Source organism: Pelagibius sp. (assembly GCF_965227505.1).
In the GTDB taxonomy this organism is placed as follows: Bacteria; Pseudomonadota; Alphaproteobacteria; order Kiloniellales; family Kiloniellaceae; genus Pelagibius.
Window position 1 is genome coordinate 1,965,804 of record NZ_OZ245757.1, and the last position, 18,270, is coordinate 1,984,073.

At 67.5% G+C, this 18,270-nt stretch carries 19 protein-coding genes and 1 riboswitch; of the genes, 4 read left to right on the plus strand and 15 right to left on the minus strand.

Features of this window, described 5'->3' with window-relative positions; translation table 11 throughout:
- Positions 1–106: 106 nt before the first annotated feature.
- A complete protein-coding gene (locus ACO06P_RS09215; RefSeq protein WP_420349820.1) occupies positions 107–580 on the plus strand; it encodes an Lrp/AsnC family transcriptional regulator in 474 nt (157 codons plus the stop codon).
- A 12-nt stretch (positions 581–592) separates the two neighbouring features.
- On the opposite strand, the gene ACO06P_RS09220 is transcribed toward ACO06P_RS09215, so the two are convergent.
- From ACO06P_RS09220 to ACO06P_RS09230, 3 genes are all read right to left on the minus strand, one after another.
- Positions 593–778, minus strand: a complete 186-nt coding sequence (locus ACO06P_RS09220; protein WP_420349821.1) for a hypothetical protein — start codon at positions 776–778, stop codon at positions 593–595.
- A 158-nt stretch (positions 779–936) separates the two neighbouring features.
- A complete protein-coding gene (gene guaD, locus ACO06P_RS09225; RefSeq protein ID WP_420349822.1) occupies positions 937–2,256 on the minus strand; it encodes a guanine deaminase in 1,320 nt (439 codons plus the stop codon).
- Positions 2,257–2,263: 7 nt separating this feature from the next.
- A complete protein-coding gene (locus ACO06P_RS09230) occupies positions 2,264–3,460 on the minus strand; it encodes a urate hydroxylase PuuD (protein ID WP_420349823.1) in 1,197 nt (398 codons plus the stop codon).
- Between the two features lie 159 nt (positions 3,461–3,619).
- Here ACO06P_RS09230 and ACO06P_RS09235 point away from each other — a divergent pair, with 159 nt between their 5' ends.
- Entirely contained in the window at positions 3,620–4,612 is a 993-nt protein-coding gene (locus ACO06P_RS09235) for a LysR family transcriptional regulator (protein WP_420349824.1), read from the plus strand.
- Here the strand turns inward: ACO06P_RS09235 and thiD are convergent.
- From thiD to ACO06P_RS09275, 8 genes are all read right to left on the minus strand, one after another.
- Positions 4,609–5,364 carry a bifunctional hydroxymethylpyrimidine kinase/phosphomethylpyrimidine kinase gene (gene thiD, locus ACO06P_RS09240; protein WP_420349825.1) on the minus strand — a complete coding sequence of 252 codons (756 nt, stop codon included), beginning with the start codon at positions 5,362–5,364 and terminating at the stop codon, positions 4,609–4,611. The genes ACO06P_RS09235 and thiD overlap by 4 nt on opposite strands.
- A gap of 3 nt (positions 5,365–5,367) precedes the next feature.
- Positions 5,368–5,979 carry a thiamine phosphate synthase gene (locus ACO06P_RS09245; RefSeq protein ID WP_420349826.1) on the minus strand — a complete coding sequence of 204 codons (612 nt, stop codon included), beginning with the start codon at positions 5,977–5,979 and terminating at the stop codon, positions 5,368–5,370.
- On the minus strand, positions 5,976–6,746 hold the full coding sequence (locus ACO06P_RS09250) for a thiazole synthase (RefSeq protein WP_420349827.1): 771 nt from the start codon (positions 6,744–6,746) through the stop codon (positions 5,976–5,978). Before ACO06P_RS09250 ends, ACO06P_RS09245 begins: the two co-directional genes overlap by 4 nt.
- Positions 6,747–6,751: 5 nt before the next feature.
- Positions 6,752–6,949: a sulfur carrier protein ThiS gene (thiS, locus tag ACO06P_RS09255; RefSeq protein WP_420349828.1), complete on the minus strand. Its 198-nt coding sequence runs from the start codon at positions 6,947–6,949 to the stop codon at positions 6,752–6,754.
- Positions 6,918–7,946 (minus strand): glycine oxidase ThiO, encoded by a 1,029-nt coding sequence (gene thiO, locus ACO06P_RS09260; protein WP_420349829.1) that lies wholly within the window; start codon positions 7,944–7,946, stop codon positions 6,918–6,920. Before thiO ends, thiS begins: the two co-directional genes overlap by 32 nt.
- Positions 7,947–7,951: 5 nt before the next feature.
- Entirely contained in the window at positions 7,952–9,790 is a 1,839-nt protein-coding gene (thiC, locus tag ACO06P_RS09265) for a phosphomethylpyrimidine synthase ThiC (protein ID WP_420349830.1), read from the minus strand.
- A 127-nt stretch (positions 9,791–9,917) separates the two neighbouring features.
- Positions 9,918–10,043: riboswitch (TPP riboswitch) on the minus strand.
- 71 nt (positions 10,044–10,114) lie between these two features.
- Positions 10,115–10,777, minus strand: coding sequence for a cysteine hydrolase family protein (locus ACO06P_RS09270; protein ID WP_420349831.1), 663 nt, complete (start codon positions 10,775–10,777; stop codon positions 10,115–10,117).
- Positions 10,778–10,814: 37 nt separating this feature from the next.
- Positions 10,815–11,639: an SDR family NAD(P)-dependent oxidoreductase gene (locus ACO06P_RS09275; RefSeq protein ID WP_420349832.1), complete on the minus strand. Its 825-nt coding sequence runs from the start codon at positions 11,637–11,639 to the stop codon at positions 10,815–10,817.
- A 270-nt stretch (positions 11,640–11,909) separates the two neighbouring features.
- Between ACO06P_RS09275 and ACO06P_RS09280 the strand changes: the two genes are divergently transcribed.
- Positions 11,910–13,628 (plus strand): tryptophan halogenase family protein, encoded by a 1,719-nt coding sequence (locus ACO06P_RS09280; protein ID WP_420349833.1) that lies wholly within the window; start codon positions 11,910–11,912, stop codon positions 13,626–13,628.
- A 77-nt stretch (positions 13,629–13,705) separates the two neighbouring features.
- Here ACO06P_RS09280 and ACO06P_RS09285 read toward each other — a convergent pair whose 3' ends face one another.
- Together ACO06P_RS09285 and ACO06P_RS09290 are read right to left on the minus strand one after the other, a co-directional pair.
- Positions 13,706–13,843, minus strand: coding sequence for a hypothetical protein (locus ACO06P_RS09285; RefSeq protein WP_420349834.1), 138 nt, complete (start codon positions 13,841–13,843; stop codon positions 13,706–13,708).
- 39 nt (positions 13,844–13,882) lie between these two features.
- Positions 13,883–14,788 carry a LysR substrate-binding domain-containing protein gene (locus tag ACO06P_RS09290; RefSeq protein ID WP_420349835.1) on the minus strand — a complete coding sequence of 302 codons (906 nt, stop codon included), beginning with the start codon at positions 14,786–14,788 and terminating at the stop codon, positions 13,883–13,885.
- Between the two features lie 59 nt (positions 14,789–14,847).
- On the opposite strand from ACO06P_RS09290, the gene ACO06P_RS09295 reads away from it, so the two are divergent.
- Positions 14,848–16,059, plus strand: a complete 1,212-nt coding sequence (locus ACO06P_RS09295) for a hypothetical protein (protein ID WP_420349836.1) — start codon at positions 14,848–14,850, stop codon at positions 16,057–16,059.
- 141 nt (positions 16,060–16,200) lie between these two features.
- On the opposite strand, the gene ACO06P_RS09300 is transcribed toward ACO06P_RS09295, so the two are convergent.
- On the minus strand, positions 16,201–17,280 hold the full coding sequence (locus ACO06P_RS09300; RefSeq protein WP_420349837.1) for a BMP family ABC transporter substrate-binding protein: 1,080 nt from the start codon (positions 17,278–17,280) through the stop codon (positions 16,201–16,203).
- 60 nt (positions 17,281–17,340) lie between these two features.
- A complete protein-coding gene (locus ACO06P_RS09305; protein WP_420349838.1) occupies positions 17,341–18,270 on the minus strand; it encodes an ABC transporter permease in 930 nt (309 codons plus the stop codon).

An 18,270-nucleotide genomic window follows, 5' to 3' on the forward strand; every position in this document is an offset into this window, starting at 1 on the left:
GGAAGGCAGCCTATGTCAAAATGAGGCGCTTTCTCTTGCGTTCTTAACGCAGAGTCGGCGATGTATTGGCATCGATCTAGGAAAAACCGAAGAGTCAGAGCATCAGATGCCAATAGAACTGGACCGGATCGACCGCAAGATCCTCTCGGCGCTCCAGCGCAGGGGGCGCCTCCAGAACGTCGAACTCGCCGAACACGTCGGGCTTTCGCCATCGCCCTGCCTGCGGCGCGTCAAAAACCTGGAGGCCGGCGGCGCGATCGCCGGCTACGCCGCCCTGCTGGACGGGACCACGGTCGGTCTGCCGCTGATCATCTTCGTGCGCGTCACGCTGGAAAGGCAGGACAAGGCGGGCGTCGAGGCCTTCGCCGACGCCATCGCCAGGGTGCCTGAAGTGCTGGAGTGCTACCTCATGGCCGGCACCTACGACTACCTGCTGAAGGTTGCCGCCGAGGATCTGGAAGACTATCAGCGCTTTCAGATGCAGCACCTGACGCCGCTGCCCGGTGTGCGCAACGTGGTCACGGAGATTCCGCTGAAGACCGTCAAGGCGACCACCGCCCTGCCGGTCAGCAGGCCATAGCGCTTCGGCGGATCAGTCGTCGCGTTGCTCGTTGCGCTGCCAGAAGGGCTTGCGATTGGGGTCGCGCGGCTGGCTCTGCACGCCGGAACAGGCGGCAAGGCCCAGGGTCATCAACCCAATGCCCATGCCGGCCATGAGCCGCCCGAAGGCGCGACGGTCGCTGGGCTGTTCGAGAACTGGAGTACGGCTGCGTTCCATGTCGTCCATCCTGTCTGATCGTCAGCCCGCCCCGACCCGGCGGTGCATTGGTGTCAGGGGGACGTGGGAACGGTGACATCGCCAATCAAGACGCAGAAAAGACTAATATCTACAAAAGGTTGTGATATCCCCGGGTCTGCGGACAGACGGGAAGCAGATCAGCCGGCGGCGCGGCTGTGGGCCGGATCGCCGGCGATGTAGGTGGCCCGCACGGCGCGGTCGTCGCCGAGGGTCATGAGCAGGAAGAGTTCCTCTTCCAAGGTCTCGACCCGCGCGTGGCGGTGCGCCATGGCCGGGGTCGCCTTTGCATCCAGCACCACGATGTCGGCTTCGCCGCCCTTGGCCAGACGCCCGATCTTGTCCTCCAGTCCCAGGGCGCGGGCGTTGCCCAGGGTGATCCTGTAGAAGCCTTGAAGCGCCGGCAGGTTCTGGTGCTGCAGCTGCAGCACCTTGTAGGCCTCCGCCAGGGTGGACAGCATGGAATAGCTGGTGCCGCCGCCGACGTCGGTGGCCAGGCCGACCCGCAACGGCGCGGCAGGGTCCTTTGCCCGCGCCAGATCGAAGAGGCCGGAGCCGATGAAGAGGTTGGAGGTCGGACAGAACGCGGCCACCGAGCGGCTGTCGCTGAGCAGCCGCCGCTCGCTTTCGCCCAGGTGGATACAGTGGCCGAAGACCGAGCGCGGCCCCAGCAGGCCGAAGCGCTCGTAAACACCGGTGTAGCTCTCCGCCCAGGTAAACAGCGCGCGAACCGTCTCGATCTCGCGGTGGTTTTCGCTCAGATGGGTCTGCAGGTAGCAGTCCGGGAACTCCTTCAGCAGCGTGCCGGCGGCTTCGAGCTGCGCCTCCGTCGAGGTGACGGCGAAGCGCGGGGTGACGGCATAGAGCTGGCGGCCCTGTCCGTGCCAGCGCTCGATCAGGGCTTTCGAGTCCGCGTAGCCCTGTTCCGCCGTGTCGCTGAGGCCGGGCGGCGCGTTGCGGTCCATCAGCACCTTGCCCGCCAGCATGCGCGCGTTGCGGCGATGGGCCTCTGTAAAGAAGGCCTCCACCGACTGCGGATGCACGGTGCAGTAGACCATGGCCGTCGTCGTGCCGTTGCGCGCCAGTTCGTCGAGAAAGAAGGCGGCGACCTGCGCGCAGTGCTCCGGCTCCGCGAAACGCTGCTCCTCCACCAGGGCGTAGCGCTCCAGCCAGTCCAGCAACTGCGCGCCGTAAGAGGCGATGACCTGGGTCTGGGGATAGTGGATGTGGGTATCGATGAAGCCCGGCAGGATCAGCGCATCGGGATAGTGGTCGATGGGCGTGGCCGCATCGAGGCGCGGCATCACCTCCTCCGCCGCGCCGACCTCGGCAATCCGGCCCTCGACCATGAGCACCAGGCCATCCTCTATGAAGTCGTAGCTTTCGGCCCCGACCACCGCGGGGTCGTCGCGGAAGCTGAGCAGGCGGCCCCGGAGGGCGCGTGTCGAAGACCCGGTCACGCGTGCTCTACCAGGTCGGGGCGCCGGCAGCGATCCAGGCGGCGAGCAGCCGGCGTTCCTCCGCCTCGATCTCGGTGATGTTGCCCGGCGGCATGGCGCTGCTCAGCAGCACCTGGGTCTCGATCGCCCGCGCATGCCGGCGGATCTGTTCCGGGGTTTCCAGCAGAACACCCTTGGGCGCCACGGCAATCCCCTCCCAAAGGGGCTCGGCGGCATGGCACATCGAACAGCGCGCGAGCACGACGTTCTCGACGTCCGCCAGCTCATAGCCTTGCGGCACGGAAGCCTCCTCCACCGGCGTGGCCGGCTGGGCGCTCAGCCAGACGATGGCGACCAGCCCCAGGGCGGCGACACCCCAGGTCCACCAGGGTTCCTTCCCGCCCTTGTGCTTGGTGTTGAAGAAATGACGGATCACCGCCCCCATCACCAGCACGATGGCAAGGATCACCCAGTTCCAGCGGCTGGCGAAGGTCAGAGGATAGTGATTGGAGATCATCACGAAGATGACCGGCAGGGTGAGGTAATTGTTGTGCAGTGAGCGCTGCTTGGCCTGCTGGCCAAGCTTCGGATCCGGTTCTTTCCCGGCGATCAGGTCGGCGACGACCTTGCGCTGGTTGGGGATGATCACCAGGAAGACGTTGGCCACCATCATGGTGCCGATCAGGGCGCCCATCTGCATGTAGACGCCGCGCCCGCTGAAGACCAGCGTGAAGAGATAACTGAGCGCCACCAGAAAGACGAAGCCGACCAGGGCGAGGCGGTTGTCGTCGCGCCCCAGGGGCGAGCGGCAGAGCAGATCGTAGACCACCCAGCCCAGCGCCAGGCCGACGACGGAGACAGCCACCGCCATCCAGGGCGTGAGATCCAGCACCGAGCGGTCGATCATGTAGAGCTCGGCCTGCAGGTAATAGACGAGGATCAGGAGGGCGAAGCCGGAAAGCCAAGTGGTATAGGCCTCCCACTTGAACCAGGTGAGCTGGTCCGGCATGCGCGCCGGCGCCACCATGTACTTCACCATGTTGTAGAAGCCGCCGCCGTGGACCTGCCAGGCCTCGCCGCCGGCGCCCTCGGGCAGGCCCTCGCGCTTCTTCAGGCTGAGGTCGAGGGCGATGAAGTAGAACGAGCTGCCGATCCAGGCGATGCCGGCGATGACGTGCAGCCAGCGCACCGCCAGATCCAGCCATTCCCAGGCCACCGTCACCATTCCATTTGCCCCCAAAGGTCCCGTTACCGCCCGGCGATCTCAGCCGCCCGATTCCACCGGCCCATGCTAGCGAAGCCGTGGCCTTCAAGGAATTGAAAGGCTTGCCCTATCACTTTCAAAAAATCCCGAATAAAATAGCCGCATAAGTATGAGGCGGCCATGTCCCTGCTGGAGAATATCCGGGTCTTCGTGAGCGTGGTGGAGCAGGACTCCATGTCGGCGGCCGGTCGGCAGCTGCGCCTTTCCCCGGCCGTCGTCAGCCATCGCATCCAGTCCCTTGAGGCCCACCTCGGGGTGCGCCTGCTGAACCGCACGACACGGCGGGTACAGCCCACCGAACAGGGCCTTGCCTTCTACCAGGCCTGCCAGGACGTGATGGCGGCGGTGGAGCGGGCGGAGAACGTCGCCGCCGGCGCCGGCGGTGCGCCGCAGGGAACGCTTAGGGTCACCGCGCCGCTCGGCTTTGCCCGCCGCGTCCTCGCGCCCCTGGTGCCGGAGTTCCAGGCCGCCCACCCGCAGGTGACCCTGCAACTGCGGCTCTCGGAACACATCATCGATCTGCTGACGGAATCGGTGGATGTCGCCGTGCGCATGGCGATCCTCTCCGACTCCTCGCTGATCGCCCGCAAGGTGGTGGACTGCGAGCGCCTGCTCTGCGCCGCGGCGGCCTACCTCTCCGAAGCCGGCACACCGGCGACGCCGGAGGATCTCCTGGGTCACAACTGTCTGCTGCTGCGTTTCGCCGGGTCCCAGCAATACCGCTGGACCCTGCAGTCGGACGGCGGCCCGCGCACGCTCTCGGTCCAGGGCCGCTTCGATGCCGACGACGGCGATGTCCTCACCGACTGGGCCTTGGAGGGAAGGGGTATCGTGATGAAGCCGCTCTGGGAGGTGGCCGGGCATCTGCGCCGCGGACGGCTGATGCCGGTGCTGCTCGACCATCCGCCGGACCCGGTGGCCCTCAGCATTCTTTATCCTCACCGCCGGCTGCTGCCCGCACGGGTGAAGGCCTTCGCCGATTTCGCCGTGCCGCGTTTCACCGCCGCCATCAAGGCGCAGCTCGACGGCCTGAACCTGAAGGCGCTGGTCCAGCAGGCGGCAAAGCCCGTCAAAAAAGGGCCGGGGAAAAAGAGGAGCCGGCGCCGCGCCTAACGTACCGGGGCGAGGCGCTGCTGGATGAAGGCTTTCGCGGCTTCGCAGGCCGCCGCCACCGTCTGCCCGGCGGCCAGGCCCGCGGCCAGGGCGCTGGCCAGCGTGCAGCCGGTGCCGCGCAGGTTCGTCCGCGCACGCGGAGCGACGAAACAGCGGAGGCCGCCGTCGGCATCAAACAACCGGTCCACCGCCTCCTCCCCCTCGGCGTGGCCGCCCTTCATCAGCACCGCGCGCGGACCGCAGGCCAGGAGCGCCCGGGCCTGGGCCGCGATCTCCGCCGCCGTCGAGGCGGGCGGAAGGCCCGTGAGCAGCGCCGCCTCCGGCAGGTTGGGGGTGAGGATTCCGGCGAGCGGAAACAGCTCCCGTTTCATCACTTCGCGGCCCTCCTCGTCCAACAGTTCCACGCCCGAGGACGACGCCAGCACCGGGTCCAGCACCACGGGCAACCGGCGCCAGGCGGACAGCACGGCGGCGACAGCCTCCACCGTCTGCGCAGCCCCCAGCATGCCGATCTTGACCGCGCCCGCCGGCCCCGCGACCAAACCCGTCTCGAGCGCTGCCTCGAGCTGGGCCGCGACCAACGCCGCCGGCATCCGCTCGACCGCCGTCACGCGGCCGTCGGTCTGCGCGGTCACGGCGGTGACCACCGGACGGACCGACCCGCCGAGCGCGGCGATGGTTGCGACGTCGCGCGCAAGACCGGCACCGCCACTGGAGTCGCTGCCTGCAATGACGACAACGGGCAGCGTCATGGCCTAGGCGGGCACGCGGGTCGCCGCCAGCCATTCGGCGGTGCGCGCTTCCGGATCAGGGTTGAGGGTGATGTCGGTGACGACCGCGGCGCAGTCCGCGCCGGCGTCGAAGACCCCAGCCAGACGCTCCGGGTTCAGCCCGCCGATGGCGACCAGCGGCCTCGTGCCGATCATCTGCTTCCACTCCCCGATCCGCTCCAGGCCCTGGGGTGCCCAGGGCATCTTTTTCAGGACGGTCGGATAGATCGGGCCCAGCGCAACGTAGTCCGGGTCGTGCAGCAAGGCGCGGTAGAGCTCTGCGTGATCGTGGGTGGAGACACCCAGGCGCAGACCGGCCCTGCGGATCGCCGCCACGTCCGCATTCGCCAAGTCACCCTGGCCGAGGTGAACGAAGTCGCAGCTGGTATCGATGGCGACCTGCCAGTGATCGTTGACCACGAGCTGGCAACCGTGACGCCGGCAGATGGCCTGGGCGGCCGTCACTTCGTGGCGCAGGACGGTCTCCGGCGGATCCTTGATGCGCAGCTGCACCAGTTTCACGCCCAGCGGAACGAGACGCCGGATCCAGGCCGCGCTGTCGACGATCAAATAGAAACGGTCCAACGCGACGGTCATCCCAGCACAGCCTGTCCAAGAACAGGGGTGGAAGGCGCGGCCATGTCGCGCGGTTCCATCGGATCGGCCTCGTAGGCCTGCCGCCCCGCCGCAACCGCCTGGGCGAAGGCCCGCGCCATGGCAACCGGATCGCCGGACTTGGCGACGGCGGTGTTCAGCAGCACCGCGTCATAGCCCAGTTCCATCGCGCGGGCCGCCTGGGACGGCAGGCCGAGACCGGCATCGATGATCAGAGGCACGTCGGGAAAGTGGGCGCGCAGGCTGCGCAGGCCGTAAGGGTTGTTGAGGCCGCGCCCGGTACCGATGGGCGCCCCCCAGGGCATCAGCACCCGGCAGCCGGCGGCCAGCAGGCGCTCCGCGACCACCAGATCCTCGGTGGTGTAGGGGAAGACGGCAAACCCCTCCTCCGTCAGAATGCGTGCCGCTTCCACCAGCCCGAAGACATCCGGACAGAGGCTGTCGTTCTCGCCGATGACCTCCAGCTTGATCCAGGGGGTCCCGAAGACCTCCCGCGCCATCTGCGCGGTGGTCACCGCCTCCGCCACGCTGTGACAGCCGGCGGTGTTGGGCAGCACGCGGACGCCGAGGGAGCGGATCAGCGACCAGAAGCCCTCGCCCTGGCGTTCGCCGGCGGCCTCGCGCCGCAGGGAGACGGTGACGACCTGCGTTTCCGAGACGCGCACCGCCTCCGCGAGAATGGCCGGCGACGGATACTGTGCCGTACCCAGCAGCAGACGCGCGGTGAGTTCGACGTCATAGAGGTGCATCGTCCTCACCCTCCTTGCATGGGGACGAGAACCTCAAGGCTGTCCCCTTCCTGCAACACGATGCCCGCGCGCGCAGCGCGCGGCACGAAGGCGCCATTCACCGCCGTGGCGACGCTCTTGTTCCTGAAGCTGAGTTCGCCCAGCAGGGCCTCCAGCGAAGCGCTGGTCACCTCAAGCGGGCGACCGTTCACGATGATCTTCATCCATGATCTCCGGTATGAAGCTTGGATCGGCGACAACCTCCGCCAGCATGCGCGCGCAGGCCGGGGCCAGCAGAAAGCCGTGCCGGAAAAGGCCGTTCACATAGAGCCGGCGGCCGCGCCGGCGAAGACGCGGCAGGTTGTCGGGAAAGGCCGGGCGCAAATCGGCACCGGTCTCGACGATCTCCGCCTCGGCAAAGGCCGGATGCAGGGCATAGGCGGCGTTCAGCAGGTCGACGACGCCGCGCGCGGTAACACCGCCGCGATCCTCCGACTCGATCTGGGTGGCGCCCAGCATGTAAAGCCCTTCCCCGCGCGGGACGAGATAGAGCGGGTGGCGCGGGTGCAGCAGGCGCAGCGGCCGCGTGATCCGGATTTCAGGGGCGCGGATGATCAGCATCTCGCCCCGCACGCCGCGCAGATCCGCCAGCGCATCGCGGGCCGCGAAACCGCGCGCATCGACGACCAGACCGCGCGGGATGTGATCCGCTTCCCTGCGGTAGCGAATGATTCCGCCCAGGCCGCAGAAGCGGCGGCTGAGCGCGGCCAGGGCCGCCCGCGGATCGAGATGCGCTTCCTGCGGAAAGTAGAGCGCGCGCGTAAAGCGCCCGGCCAGCGCCGGCTCCAGGGCGGCGATGCCGCCGTCGTTCAGCAGGTGATGGACCCCGGGCTGCGCGGCCGTGCGCCGGGCGAAGCGGTCCAGTTCGGGGCCGTCGCGGGCGGCAGCCAGAACCAGGGAGCCGCGCCGCTCCACCCCCGGCACCCGCTCCGCCCACCAGCCGATCGCCTCCTGCCCAAGGCGGACGACGGGTTCCTCCGCTGTCTCGCCTTCGCACCAGGGTGCCAGCATGCCGCCGGCGTACCAGGAACAGGACTGGCGGCCGGGGCCGAGCCCGCGCTCGACCACCGTCACCGGATGGCCGCGCTCGCGCAGCGCCACGGCGGCGCAGAGGCCGGCGACCCCGCCGCCGACCACCGTGACCTCTTGCCTTTCCGCCATGGCGGTCACTCCGCCGCGTCGCCTGCCCGCTCCGCCGGGACATAGAGATCGCCGCCGTCGCGGTAGCGCGCCGCCATCTCCGCCATGCCCTGTTTGCGGGCATCGGCGCGGATGTCGTGGGAGATGCGCATGGAGCAGAACTTCGGCCCGCACATGGAGCAGAAGTGCGCCACCTTGTGCGCCTCCTTGGGCAGGGTCTGGTCGTGGAAGGAGCGCGCCGTGTCGGGATCGAGGGAGAGGTTGAACTGATCCTCCCAGCGGAACTCGAAGCGCGCCCGCGACAGCGCGTCATCACGCAGCTGGGCGGCCGGGTGACCCTTGGCGAGATCCGCCGAATGCGCGGCGATCTTATAGGTGATGACGCCGGTCTTCACGTCGTCGCGGTCGGGCAGGCCGAGGTGCTCCTTCGGCGTGACGTAGCAGAGCATCGCCGTGCCGAACCAGCCGATCATCGCCGCCCCGATGCCGGAGGTGATGTGGTCGTAGCCCGGTGCGATGTCGGTGGCCAGCGGCCCCAGGGTGTAGAAGGGCGCCTCGCCGCAGGCTTCGAGCTGCTTGTCGACGTTCTCCTTGACCTTGTGCATCGGCACGTGGCCGGGGCCTTCGATCATCACCTGGCAGTCCCGGTCCCAGGCGATCTTCGTCAACTCGCCCAGGGTCTCCAGCTCGGCGAACTGCGCCGCGTCGTTGGCATCGGCGATGGAGCCGGGGCGCAGGCCGTCCCCCAGGGAGAACGACACGTCGTAGGCGCGGCAGATGTCGCAGATTTCCTCGAAGTGCTCGTAGAGGAAGCTTTCCTGGTGATGGTGCAGGCACCACTTGGCCATGATGGAGCCGCCGCGCGAGACGATGCCGGTGGTGCGCTCCACCGTCAGCGGGATGTAATGCAGGCGGACGCCGGCGTGGATGGTGAAGTAGTCGACGCCCTGCTCGGCCTGCTCGATGAGGGTGTCGCGGAACACCTCCCAGGTCAGGTCTTCCGCCACGCCCTTCACCTTCTCCAGCGCCTGATAGATCGGCACCGTGCCGATGGGCACCGGGCTGTTGCGGATGATCCACTCGCGGATGTTGTGGATGTTGCGGCCGGTGGAGAGATCCATCACCGTGTCGGCGCCCCAGCGGATCGCCCAGACCATCTTGTCCACCTCCTCGGCCATGGAGGAGGTGACCGCGGAATTGCCGATGTTGGCGTTGATTTTCACCAGGAAGTTCCGGCCGATGATCATCGGTTCGATTTCCGGATGGTTCACGTTGGCGGGGATGATGGCGCGCCCGCGGGCCACCTCGTCGCGCACGAACTCCGGCGTGACATGGTCGGGGATGCTCGCGCCCCAACTCTCGCCGTCGCGTTCCATCTTCTCCTTCAGTTCGGCGCGGCCCAGGTTCTCGCGGATGGCGATAAACTCCATCTCCGGCGTCACGATGCCGGCGCGGGCGTAGGCGAGTTGTGTCACGGCGCCATTGCCCCGCGCCCGCAGGGGCCGGTGACGAACAGGAAATTCCGGCGTCTCTTTGTCGGCACCGACGAAACCGTTGTCCTCCGGCTTCACGTGGCGGCCGTCGTAGCCCTCGACGTCGCCGCGCGCCTCGATCCAGGGCTGGCGCAGGCGCGGCAGGCCGCCGGCGATGTCGGTCGTCACCGCCGGGTCGGTATAGGGACCGGAGCTGTCGTAGACCACCACCGGCGGCTCCTCCGCCGTCGGGTGCAGGTCGATGGCGCGCAAGGGGACGCGGAGGTCCGGATGCAGCGCCCCCGGCTCGTAGACCTTGCGGGACGAAGGCAGGGGCCCGGTGGTGATGTTGGGTGCCTGCTGGGATTTCGTATCAGGTGAAACGGCGTTCATTTGGCTCTCCCTCGTTGGTCGTCGAGAGACCCAATTCACGCTTCGGCTGTGAGGATTTCTTGGGGCCGGACTCGCTTTCTGGAGTCTTTGGTCTGGGGACCTTCTGCGGGTCTGGAGACCTTTGGCGGGTGCCGGCTTCCAGCCATCCCTACGCCAGCGTTAACTGGATCAGGTTCGAAGGGTCGCCGCGCCGGTGCCTCTCAGCACCCTATCGGCCTCTCAGCTCCTTGCCGGAGCTCCCCTGGCTACTGCCTTAATCTTTGTTTGGCGGGCGCCGCCTGTCAACCCGACCGGATCGTTTAGCCTGTTAGGAAGAGGCCCGCGCTAGGAAGATGCCCCGGCCGAGAGCTCGGCCAGCAGGGTGTCGGTCATCGCCAGCCGGCAATAGCCCTGCAGCGTCCGCAGCGCGGTCCGGTGGACGTCTTCGCTGAAGGACGTGCAGGCGTCGCTCACCAGGGTCACCAGGTAGCCGAGGTCGCAGGCGTCGCGCACCGCGCTCTGCACGCAGTGATCGCTGCGGATGCCGCAGATGACAAGCTGGCGGACACCGAGGTTGCGCAGGACGTAGTCGATGTTGGTCGAGATGAACACCGACGAGGAGGTCTTCGGCAGAACGATCTCGTCCGCGCCGGGCGCAAGGGCGTCAACCACCTGCCCCTCCCAGGAGCCCTTGGGGATGTTGAAGCCGCTGATCTTGTAGTCGAGGCTGCGGTCACGCCCGTCCAGGGTCAGGCTTTCGATGGTGGTGTAGAGCACCTCCGCCCCCGCGGCGCGGCAGGCCGCCTGCAGCCGCTGGATGTTGGGGACCGTGGTCTCCTCCAGGCGCCGGAAGTAGGCGCCGTAGTCGATTTCGTCCGTCTCAGGGGACAGCAGCGCTATCTCGCCACCGTCGGCACGCACGCAGAAGTTCTGCATGTCGACCACCAACAAGGCCGTCTGCCGAGGGGCGAGGGGCAGGTCGCGGGTCAGCGGTTGAGTCTCTGTCATGGGGGCGTGGACATGGGTGAATGGACTGGGGTTGAGATCAGCCCTGGTCGAACCGGTCGGCCCAGTCCTTGTGCCAGCGCGACAGCGGCGGGCGGTTTTCGATGATGTCGCCGGCGGCCCAGAGCATGCGCTTGTGGTCCGTCTCCGCCGTCACCTCATCGTCCGGGCAGATGATGTAGAAGTCGCCGCGCTCCAGCGCCTCCACCATCACGTCGATCACCTGGGCCGGTAGCCAGGCGCCGGGCTTGTGCTCGCGGTTGCCGGTGGTGGTCCAGCCCGGCACCAGCAGGTGGGCGGAGACCCGGCAGCCCTCGGTGTTGCGCAGGCGGTGCTGAAGCTGTTCGGTATAGGTCTTCAGGGCCGACTTGGTGACATTGTAGATGGTGTTGCCCGGCGGGTTGGTGATGCCCTGCTTGGAACCGGTGTTGACGATGGCCGCCGGCTCCCCCTGCGCGATCATGCGCGGCAGGAAGGCGCGCTCGGCCACCACGGCGGCCCAGAAGTTCACTTCCATGGTCTGGCGCCAGTCGCCCAGATCCTCGCTCGCCCCGCCGGAGACCCGAACGGCAGCGTTGTTCATGAGGAGATCGCAGCGCCCGAAGCGCTGATAGCTCGCCTCCGCCAGCGCCGCGATGGCGTCCTCGGACGCGACGTCGGTGGGAACAGCCAGAACGTCCTCGGCGCCGCCCGCGGCCAGCGCCGCCACCGAATCCGCCGCGCGCTCCAGGGCCGCCGCCTCGACGTCGGCCAGCACGGTTTTCAGGCCCAGCTCCGCAAAGCGTTTGCAGGCGGCAAGGCCGATGCCGGAAGCCGCGCCGGTCACCACCGCAACACGGCCGGGTTGAAGAAAAGATGCAGTCATCGCACGCGCTCCCCCTGCTGCGGCGGACGGAAAGAACCAAGTCCGATCCCAAGTCTGGCAAAAAACCGCGCCGTCTCAAAGCCAAAGCACCCCTCGACCGGCCATCCCCCGAAAGAACCGCCGGCCATCGCGGCTGACCCATTGACCCAGGTTTGCCACAGGCGCAAGCTGACGCCCGGACGTTTTGGCTAGGAGGGGCTGGCCAGGAAGGCACCAACGGTTCGGTTAGACGCACCGTAGAAGAGCCTGTCCGGAGGGGGGAAAGACAACATGGGCGAGCGGATTACCGCCGTCACCATCGTGGGTGGCGGCACGGCCGGCTGGTTGACGGCGCTGATTCTGACCACGGCCTTCAGGACCCAGGCAAAAGATGCTGGGGCGCGGAAGGTCACGCTGATCGAGTCGCCCAACGTCTCCACCGTCGGCGTCGGCGAGGCGACGGTTCCGGCCATGCCCCGGCTGCTGCAGCAGATGGGGATCGAGGAGCGCGCCTTCTTCAAGCACTGCAACGCCTCCTTCAAGCTGGGCGTGCTGTTCGACAACTGGAACGTCGACAAAAACGGCAAACGCATCGCCTACATCAATTCCTTCAACGAGGCGCCGGTGGTCGCCGGCGTCGATTCCGCCCACTACTTCCTGAAGTACGGCGCCGGCGGGCACGACTTCTCCCGCGTCATCTCCCCGGCGTTGGATCTGGGCCTCGCCCTCAAGGGGCCGCGTCCGCTGGACGCCAAGCCCTTCACCCAGGGCGCCGGCTTCGCCTATCACCTGGACGCCGGGCGCTTCGCCGAACTGCTGAGCGAGGTCTGCGTGGCGCGCGGGGTGGAGCACATCCGCGACGACGTGGAGGACATCGAAACCGACGAGCGCGGCTTCATCACCGCCCTCACCCTGAAGGAGCGCGGCGCCCACCCGGTGGAGCTGGTGATCGACTGCACCGGCTTCCGCGGTTTCCTCATCAACAAGGCGCTGGGCGAACCCTTCGTCGACTACTCCAAGTACCTCGCCAACGACCGCGCGGCGGCGGTGCAGATCCCCCATCCGAACCCGGAGAGGATCGAGCCGCTGACCCGCTCGACGGCGCTGGGCGCCGGCTGGGTCTGGCGCGTGCCGCTCTACAGCCGGGTCGGCACCGGCTACGTCTTCTCCAGCGCCCACCGCAGCGACGACAAGGCCGGCGCCGAACTGCTGGAGCATCTGGCCCCGCAACTGGGCGCGGCGGCCAAGGACGCGACGCCGCGCTTCATCCCCATGCGGGTCGGGCGCACGCGCCGGCCCTGGGTAAAGAACTGCGTCGCCATCGGCCTCTCGTCGGGCTTCATCGAGCCGCTGGAATCGACCGCCATCTACATGATCGAGATGAGCGCGCGCTGGCTGCTCGCCTACTTCCCCGACAAGGACTTCGCCGCGCCGCCGCGCGACCGCTACAACAAAATCGCGACGCAGCTTTACGACGAGGTGCGGGACTTCATCTGCCTGCACTACGCGCTGGGCAACCGCACGGACAGCCCCTACTGGATCGACGCCCGCGAAGACCTCGAGGTGCCGGACTCCCTGGCCGCCAACCTGGAGCTCTGGAAACACGCCGTGCCGACGCGCTACGATCTCGCGTTCTCCTCGCTGTTCTCCTACCGCGTCTATCACGCGGTGATGCTGGGCAAGCAGGTCTACGAGACCGGCCACGCCGCCCCGCCGCGCGACGGCGGCGTGGTGCTGCGCCCCGCCCCCTGGCGCGACTGCGTGAAGCAGAACCGCCGCGCCATCGACGCCGCGGTGAAGGCCCTGCCCGACCACCGGACCTTGCTCATGAACATCCGCGGCGAGGGGGCAACGGTCTCAGGCAAGCCCGCACCCGGCCCCAAGCTCCCCGCGAAACCGAAACTGCCCAGCGCCCAATTTCAGATGCCCACCGTCCCCCTCCCCGGCCAGGCCGCCCCGCTGCAGCCGGTGATCACGACGAAGACGAAGAAGACGGCAGGACGCAAGTAACCTGCAGAAAACGTCAGAAACAAATGCGGCGGGAGCCTTTGGCTCCGCCGTTTTTCTTGGTTGCGGGCGCTTGAGGACTAGGCCATCACGCCCTCGACGTACCAGTCCATGGGGGGCAGGGCCTCGTCGATCATGGTCTCGCCGGCGGCGATGCGCTCCTTGCCGTCCTGGTCCTCGATCGGGCCGGTGAAAGATCGCTTTCGCGGTTCCCTCAAACCCGGATCTGCTCTGGGACAACGTCTGCTCTGGAAACATCAGCCGTCCTTCCCAAACGCGTGCAGCAACCATGCCTGCACGGCCGATGTCGCCTTGGTCGGTGGGCTGCTGTCGGGACGCACAAACCAATAGGCATGGCTGGCTGCGAGCGACGTCTCGAAGGGCGTGACCAGACGGCCAGAGGCAATATCGTCGGCCACAAGGAGGGACCGACCAAGCGCCACGCCCTGATGGTCCAGCACGGCTTGGAGGATAGCGCCGTCATCGCCCAGGCGCGGTCCCGGCTGCGGGTCCTGCGCACAGCCCGCCGCGGCAAACCAGGCGTCCCAGTTTTCCGGAATGTCTCCGTGGAGCAGGACCGCGCGGCCAAGGTCGTCCGGCGCGGACAGGCCGAGCTTGCGGGCGTAGTCAGGGGTGCAGACGGGCCGCACCGTCTCATCCGCGAGCTTGGTCGCCGCCAGATCGGGGGATGGCGCCGGGCTGTAGCGGATCGCGGCATCTATGCCTTCCGCGGCAAAGTCCACCAGATGGCGCGAGGCCGTGATCCGCAGGTCGATCTCCGGGTGCGCCGCCATAAAGCGCCCGAGGCGCGGCGCGAACCAGCGGGTCGCAACGGACGGCAGCATCGAAAGGATCACCACCTGGTCCGAGCGCGTGGCCTCGGCAACCGCTGCCCATGTCCGGGCGAAGGCATCGGCAAGCTGGTCGGCCAGCCGCTGTCCGGCTGATGTCACCGTCAACCGGGCGCCGTTCCGGGTGAAGAGCGCGACACCCAGGACGGCTTCGAGATCCGCAACCTGCCGGGAGACTCCGCTTTGGGTGATCCCGAGTTCTGTCCCGGCGGCGGTGAAGCTGCCGCAACGGGCGGCGGCCTCGAAGACCTGGAGTGATCGGAGCGGGATTTTAGCATGACTGTGACGCATGATGACGTCGGGTTTTCTCATTATTGCTGCTAGCTATAGCAGCTTATCATGAGCCTGATTCATCTTACAGGCTTTCCGATATGGCAGAGACCACGACGTCCACCGCTCATCCCTCCGCCCGCTCGCAATGGCTTCCGGACCTTCCCCTGGTCGTCTGGATGGTGCTGCTGACGCTGCTGCTTGGCCTTGCCGGTGGCCTCGGTGCGACGGAGATGATTGCCACCTTCAACACCGGGTTCGGCTGGGCCTTGGGCGAATTCGCCCTGATCCTGCTGCCGTCCTTCACGATGGCGGCGGCCCTCTCCTGCCGGAACGTGGCGTCCGAGGCGGCAGGGCGCACTACCGCCCTGGCATCGCCCGTTGCGGGTGCCGCCATGATCTGCCCCGACACGGCCTATGCCGCCCTCGCCCCGGCGGCCGGGCACTACAAGCTCGATCTGGCGTTTGGGGCCTATGCCGGGTTCAAACTGCTCTATCCCGCAGGGCCGTTGATTGTGGCGGTGGGCCTGGGAGCGGCCAGCACGGCAAGTGCACAGCCGGCCATGCTGCTCCTGTTCGGTCTCCTGCTGACGCTACCGGTCTGGGCTGCCGGGGTGATCTGGGGACGCTTCGCTGTTGGCAGGATCGCGGATGGGAACGCAGAGGAGTCGGATCGCCACGAAGGACGGCTGTGGATCGCCGCCGCGCCCTTTGCGGTCCTGACCGCCCTGCTCGTCCTGGGCGGCCTGGTCGGACAGACCGGTATCGGCGCTCTTGATTTCCTGTTCACACCGAAAGGTGCATTGATCGCCGCTGCGGTCCTTGCTCTGTTGCAAACGCCCGCTGCCGAGCGCCGCGCCTGCCTCGACAGCGCCGTGCGGCGCACCGGCTCGCTCTTGCTGGTGATCGGCGCGGCCAGCGCCTTCGGGGCCGTGGTGACGGGGTTGGTGCCGCTGAACCAACTGGCGCCGACAGGAAGCGGGCTGCTGACGCTGATGGCGCTTTTCGGCCTGACGGTGATCTTCAAGCTGGCACAAGGGTCCTCGATGGCAACCTTCGCCGCCGTTGCCCCGGTGGCCGCCCCTGTCGTGGCGGCAAGCGGGGCCGATCCCATCGCCGCCGTCTTTGCGATCTGCCTCGGCTCCTTCATCGCGATTCTGCCGAATGACAGCTACTACTGGCTGGTGCGCCGCGATGCGTTCGAAGATGAGGCCAGCGAGGCGCGGGTGATCCGCACTCTGGCCGGCGGAGCGGTCATGCAGGCGCTGGTCGGCATGGCCCTGTTGATGCTGGTGGTTGGTCTCTGGCCGTGATCATGGCTCGCACACCAATCGACACGGACGCGAAGGCCAGGGAGTCTCGCCCCGTGGCAACAGCGCGGGGCCAGGCCATTTATGCAAAAGCGGCGGGGAAAGGTCCCCGCCGCTTCTCTTTCGTCCCTTGCCGCTTGCGGCTTACGCCGTCACGCCCTCGACGTACCAGTCCATGGTGAGCAGGGCCTCGTCGGTCATGGTCACGCCGGCGGGGACGCGCTCCTTGCCGGTCTGGTCGTTGATGGGGCCGGTGAAGGCGTGGTGGCTGCCGTCGAGGATGCCCTTGCGCACCTTCTCCGCCGCTTCCACCACCTCGGCCGGCAGGCGCTCGTTGTAGGGGGACATCTCCACCATGCCCTCCTTCATGCCCTGCCAGACGTTGGTGGTCTGCCAGGTGCCGTCCAGCACCGCGGCGGTGCGCGCGATGTAGTAGGGCGCCCAGACGTCGAGGATGGCCGTGGCATGATGCTCCGGCGCGAAGGACGACATGTCGGAAGCCTGGCCAAAGCACCAGACGCCGCGGGCCCCGGCGGTCTGGATCGGCGCGGCGCTGTCGGTGTGCTGGGTGATGACGTCGCAGCCCTGGTCGATCAGCACCTTGGCGGCATCGGCCTCCTTGCCCGGGTCGAACCAGGAGTTCACCCAGACCACGCTGATCTCCGCATCCGGCCGCACCTTGCGGGCGGCGAGGATGAAGGCGTTGATGCCCATCACCACCTCCGGAATGGGGAAGGAGGCGATGTAGCCGAACTTGCCGGTCTCGGTCAGGTGCCCGGCTATGGTGCCGATGACCGCGCGTCCCTCGTAGAAGCGGGCGTTGTAGGCCGAGACGTTCGGCGCGGTCTTGAAGCCCGTCGCATGCTCGAACTTCACGTCGGGGAACTGTTTGGCGACCTTGATGGTCGGGTTCATGTAGCCGAAGGAGGTGGTGAAGATCAGCTTGTTGCCGGCGGCGGCAAGCTGGCGGATGACGCGCTCGCTGTCCGCCTCCGGCACGCTTTCGACATAGGTGGTCTCCACCTTGTCGCCGAACTCCTTCTCCACGGCCTTGCGGCCGACGTCGTGGCCATGGGTCCAGCCGAAGTCGCCGATGGGCCCGACGTAGACGAAGCCGACCTTCAGCGGATCGGCGGCAAAGGCGGCGCGGCTTCCCAGGCCGAGCGCACCCGCCGCAGCGGTACTGCCCGCCAGGAAATGGCGGCGTGACAGGGTCTTGAACATTCTTCTGAGCCTCCTAGTGATGGGGTTCTTTCCCGGTGTCCCCTAGTGCAAATCCTTGCTTTACGTTGATGGCCTAAAAGGCTTGCCGAGGCAAGCCGGAGCATCGAGGCGGCCCTTCCAGGGGCCGGCGGCGATGATCGTCAGTACAAGAATGGTCGCCAGATAGGGCAGCATGGACATCACCTGGGCCGGGATGTCGAAGCCGCCCGCGCCCTGCATGTAGAGCTGCAGGATGGTGACGCCGCCGAAGAGATAGGCACCGGCCAAGAGGCGCCAGGGCCGCCAGGAAGCGAAGACCACCAGGGCCAGCGCGATCCAGCCGCGCCCGGCGGTCATGCCTTCGTTCCACAGCGGCGTGTAGACCAGAGAGAGGAAGGCACCGCCGAGGCCCGCCATGGCACCGCCGAAAAGAACGGCGCGATAGCGCACGGCGATGACATCGTATCCGATGGAGTGTGCGGAGATGTCGGACTCGCCCACCGCGCGCAGGATCATTCCGGCACGCGACTTCTTCAGGAACCAGGCAACGGCGGCGACGGCGAAGATCGACAGGTAGATCAGGGCATCGTGGCCGAAGAGTAGCGGGCCGATGAGTGGCAGGTCGCTGAGGCCGGGTAGCATGAGCTTGGGCAGCGGCTCCACCGGGATGCCGATGAAGCCGACGCCGATGAGGGAGGAAAGACCGAGCCCGAAGATGGTGAGGGCCAGGCCCGTGGCCACCTGGTTGGCGGCCAGGGTGAGGGTCAGCACGCCGAAGATGAAGGCCATGGCCATGCCCGCCGCCGCGCCCGCCAGCACGCCGAGGGTGCCGGAGCCGGTGGTGACCGCGACGCCGAAGGCGGCGACGGCGCCCAGGATCATCATGCCCTCGACGCCCAGGTTGAGGACACCGGATTTCTCCACCACCAGTTCGCCCAGCGCCGCGAAGAGCAGCGGCGTCGCCGAGCCGATGACGGTAAGGAGCACGAGGGCGACGGCATCGATGGACAT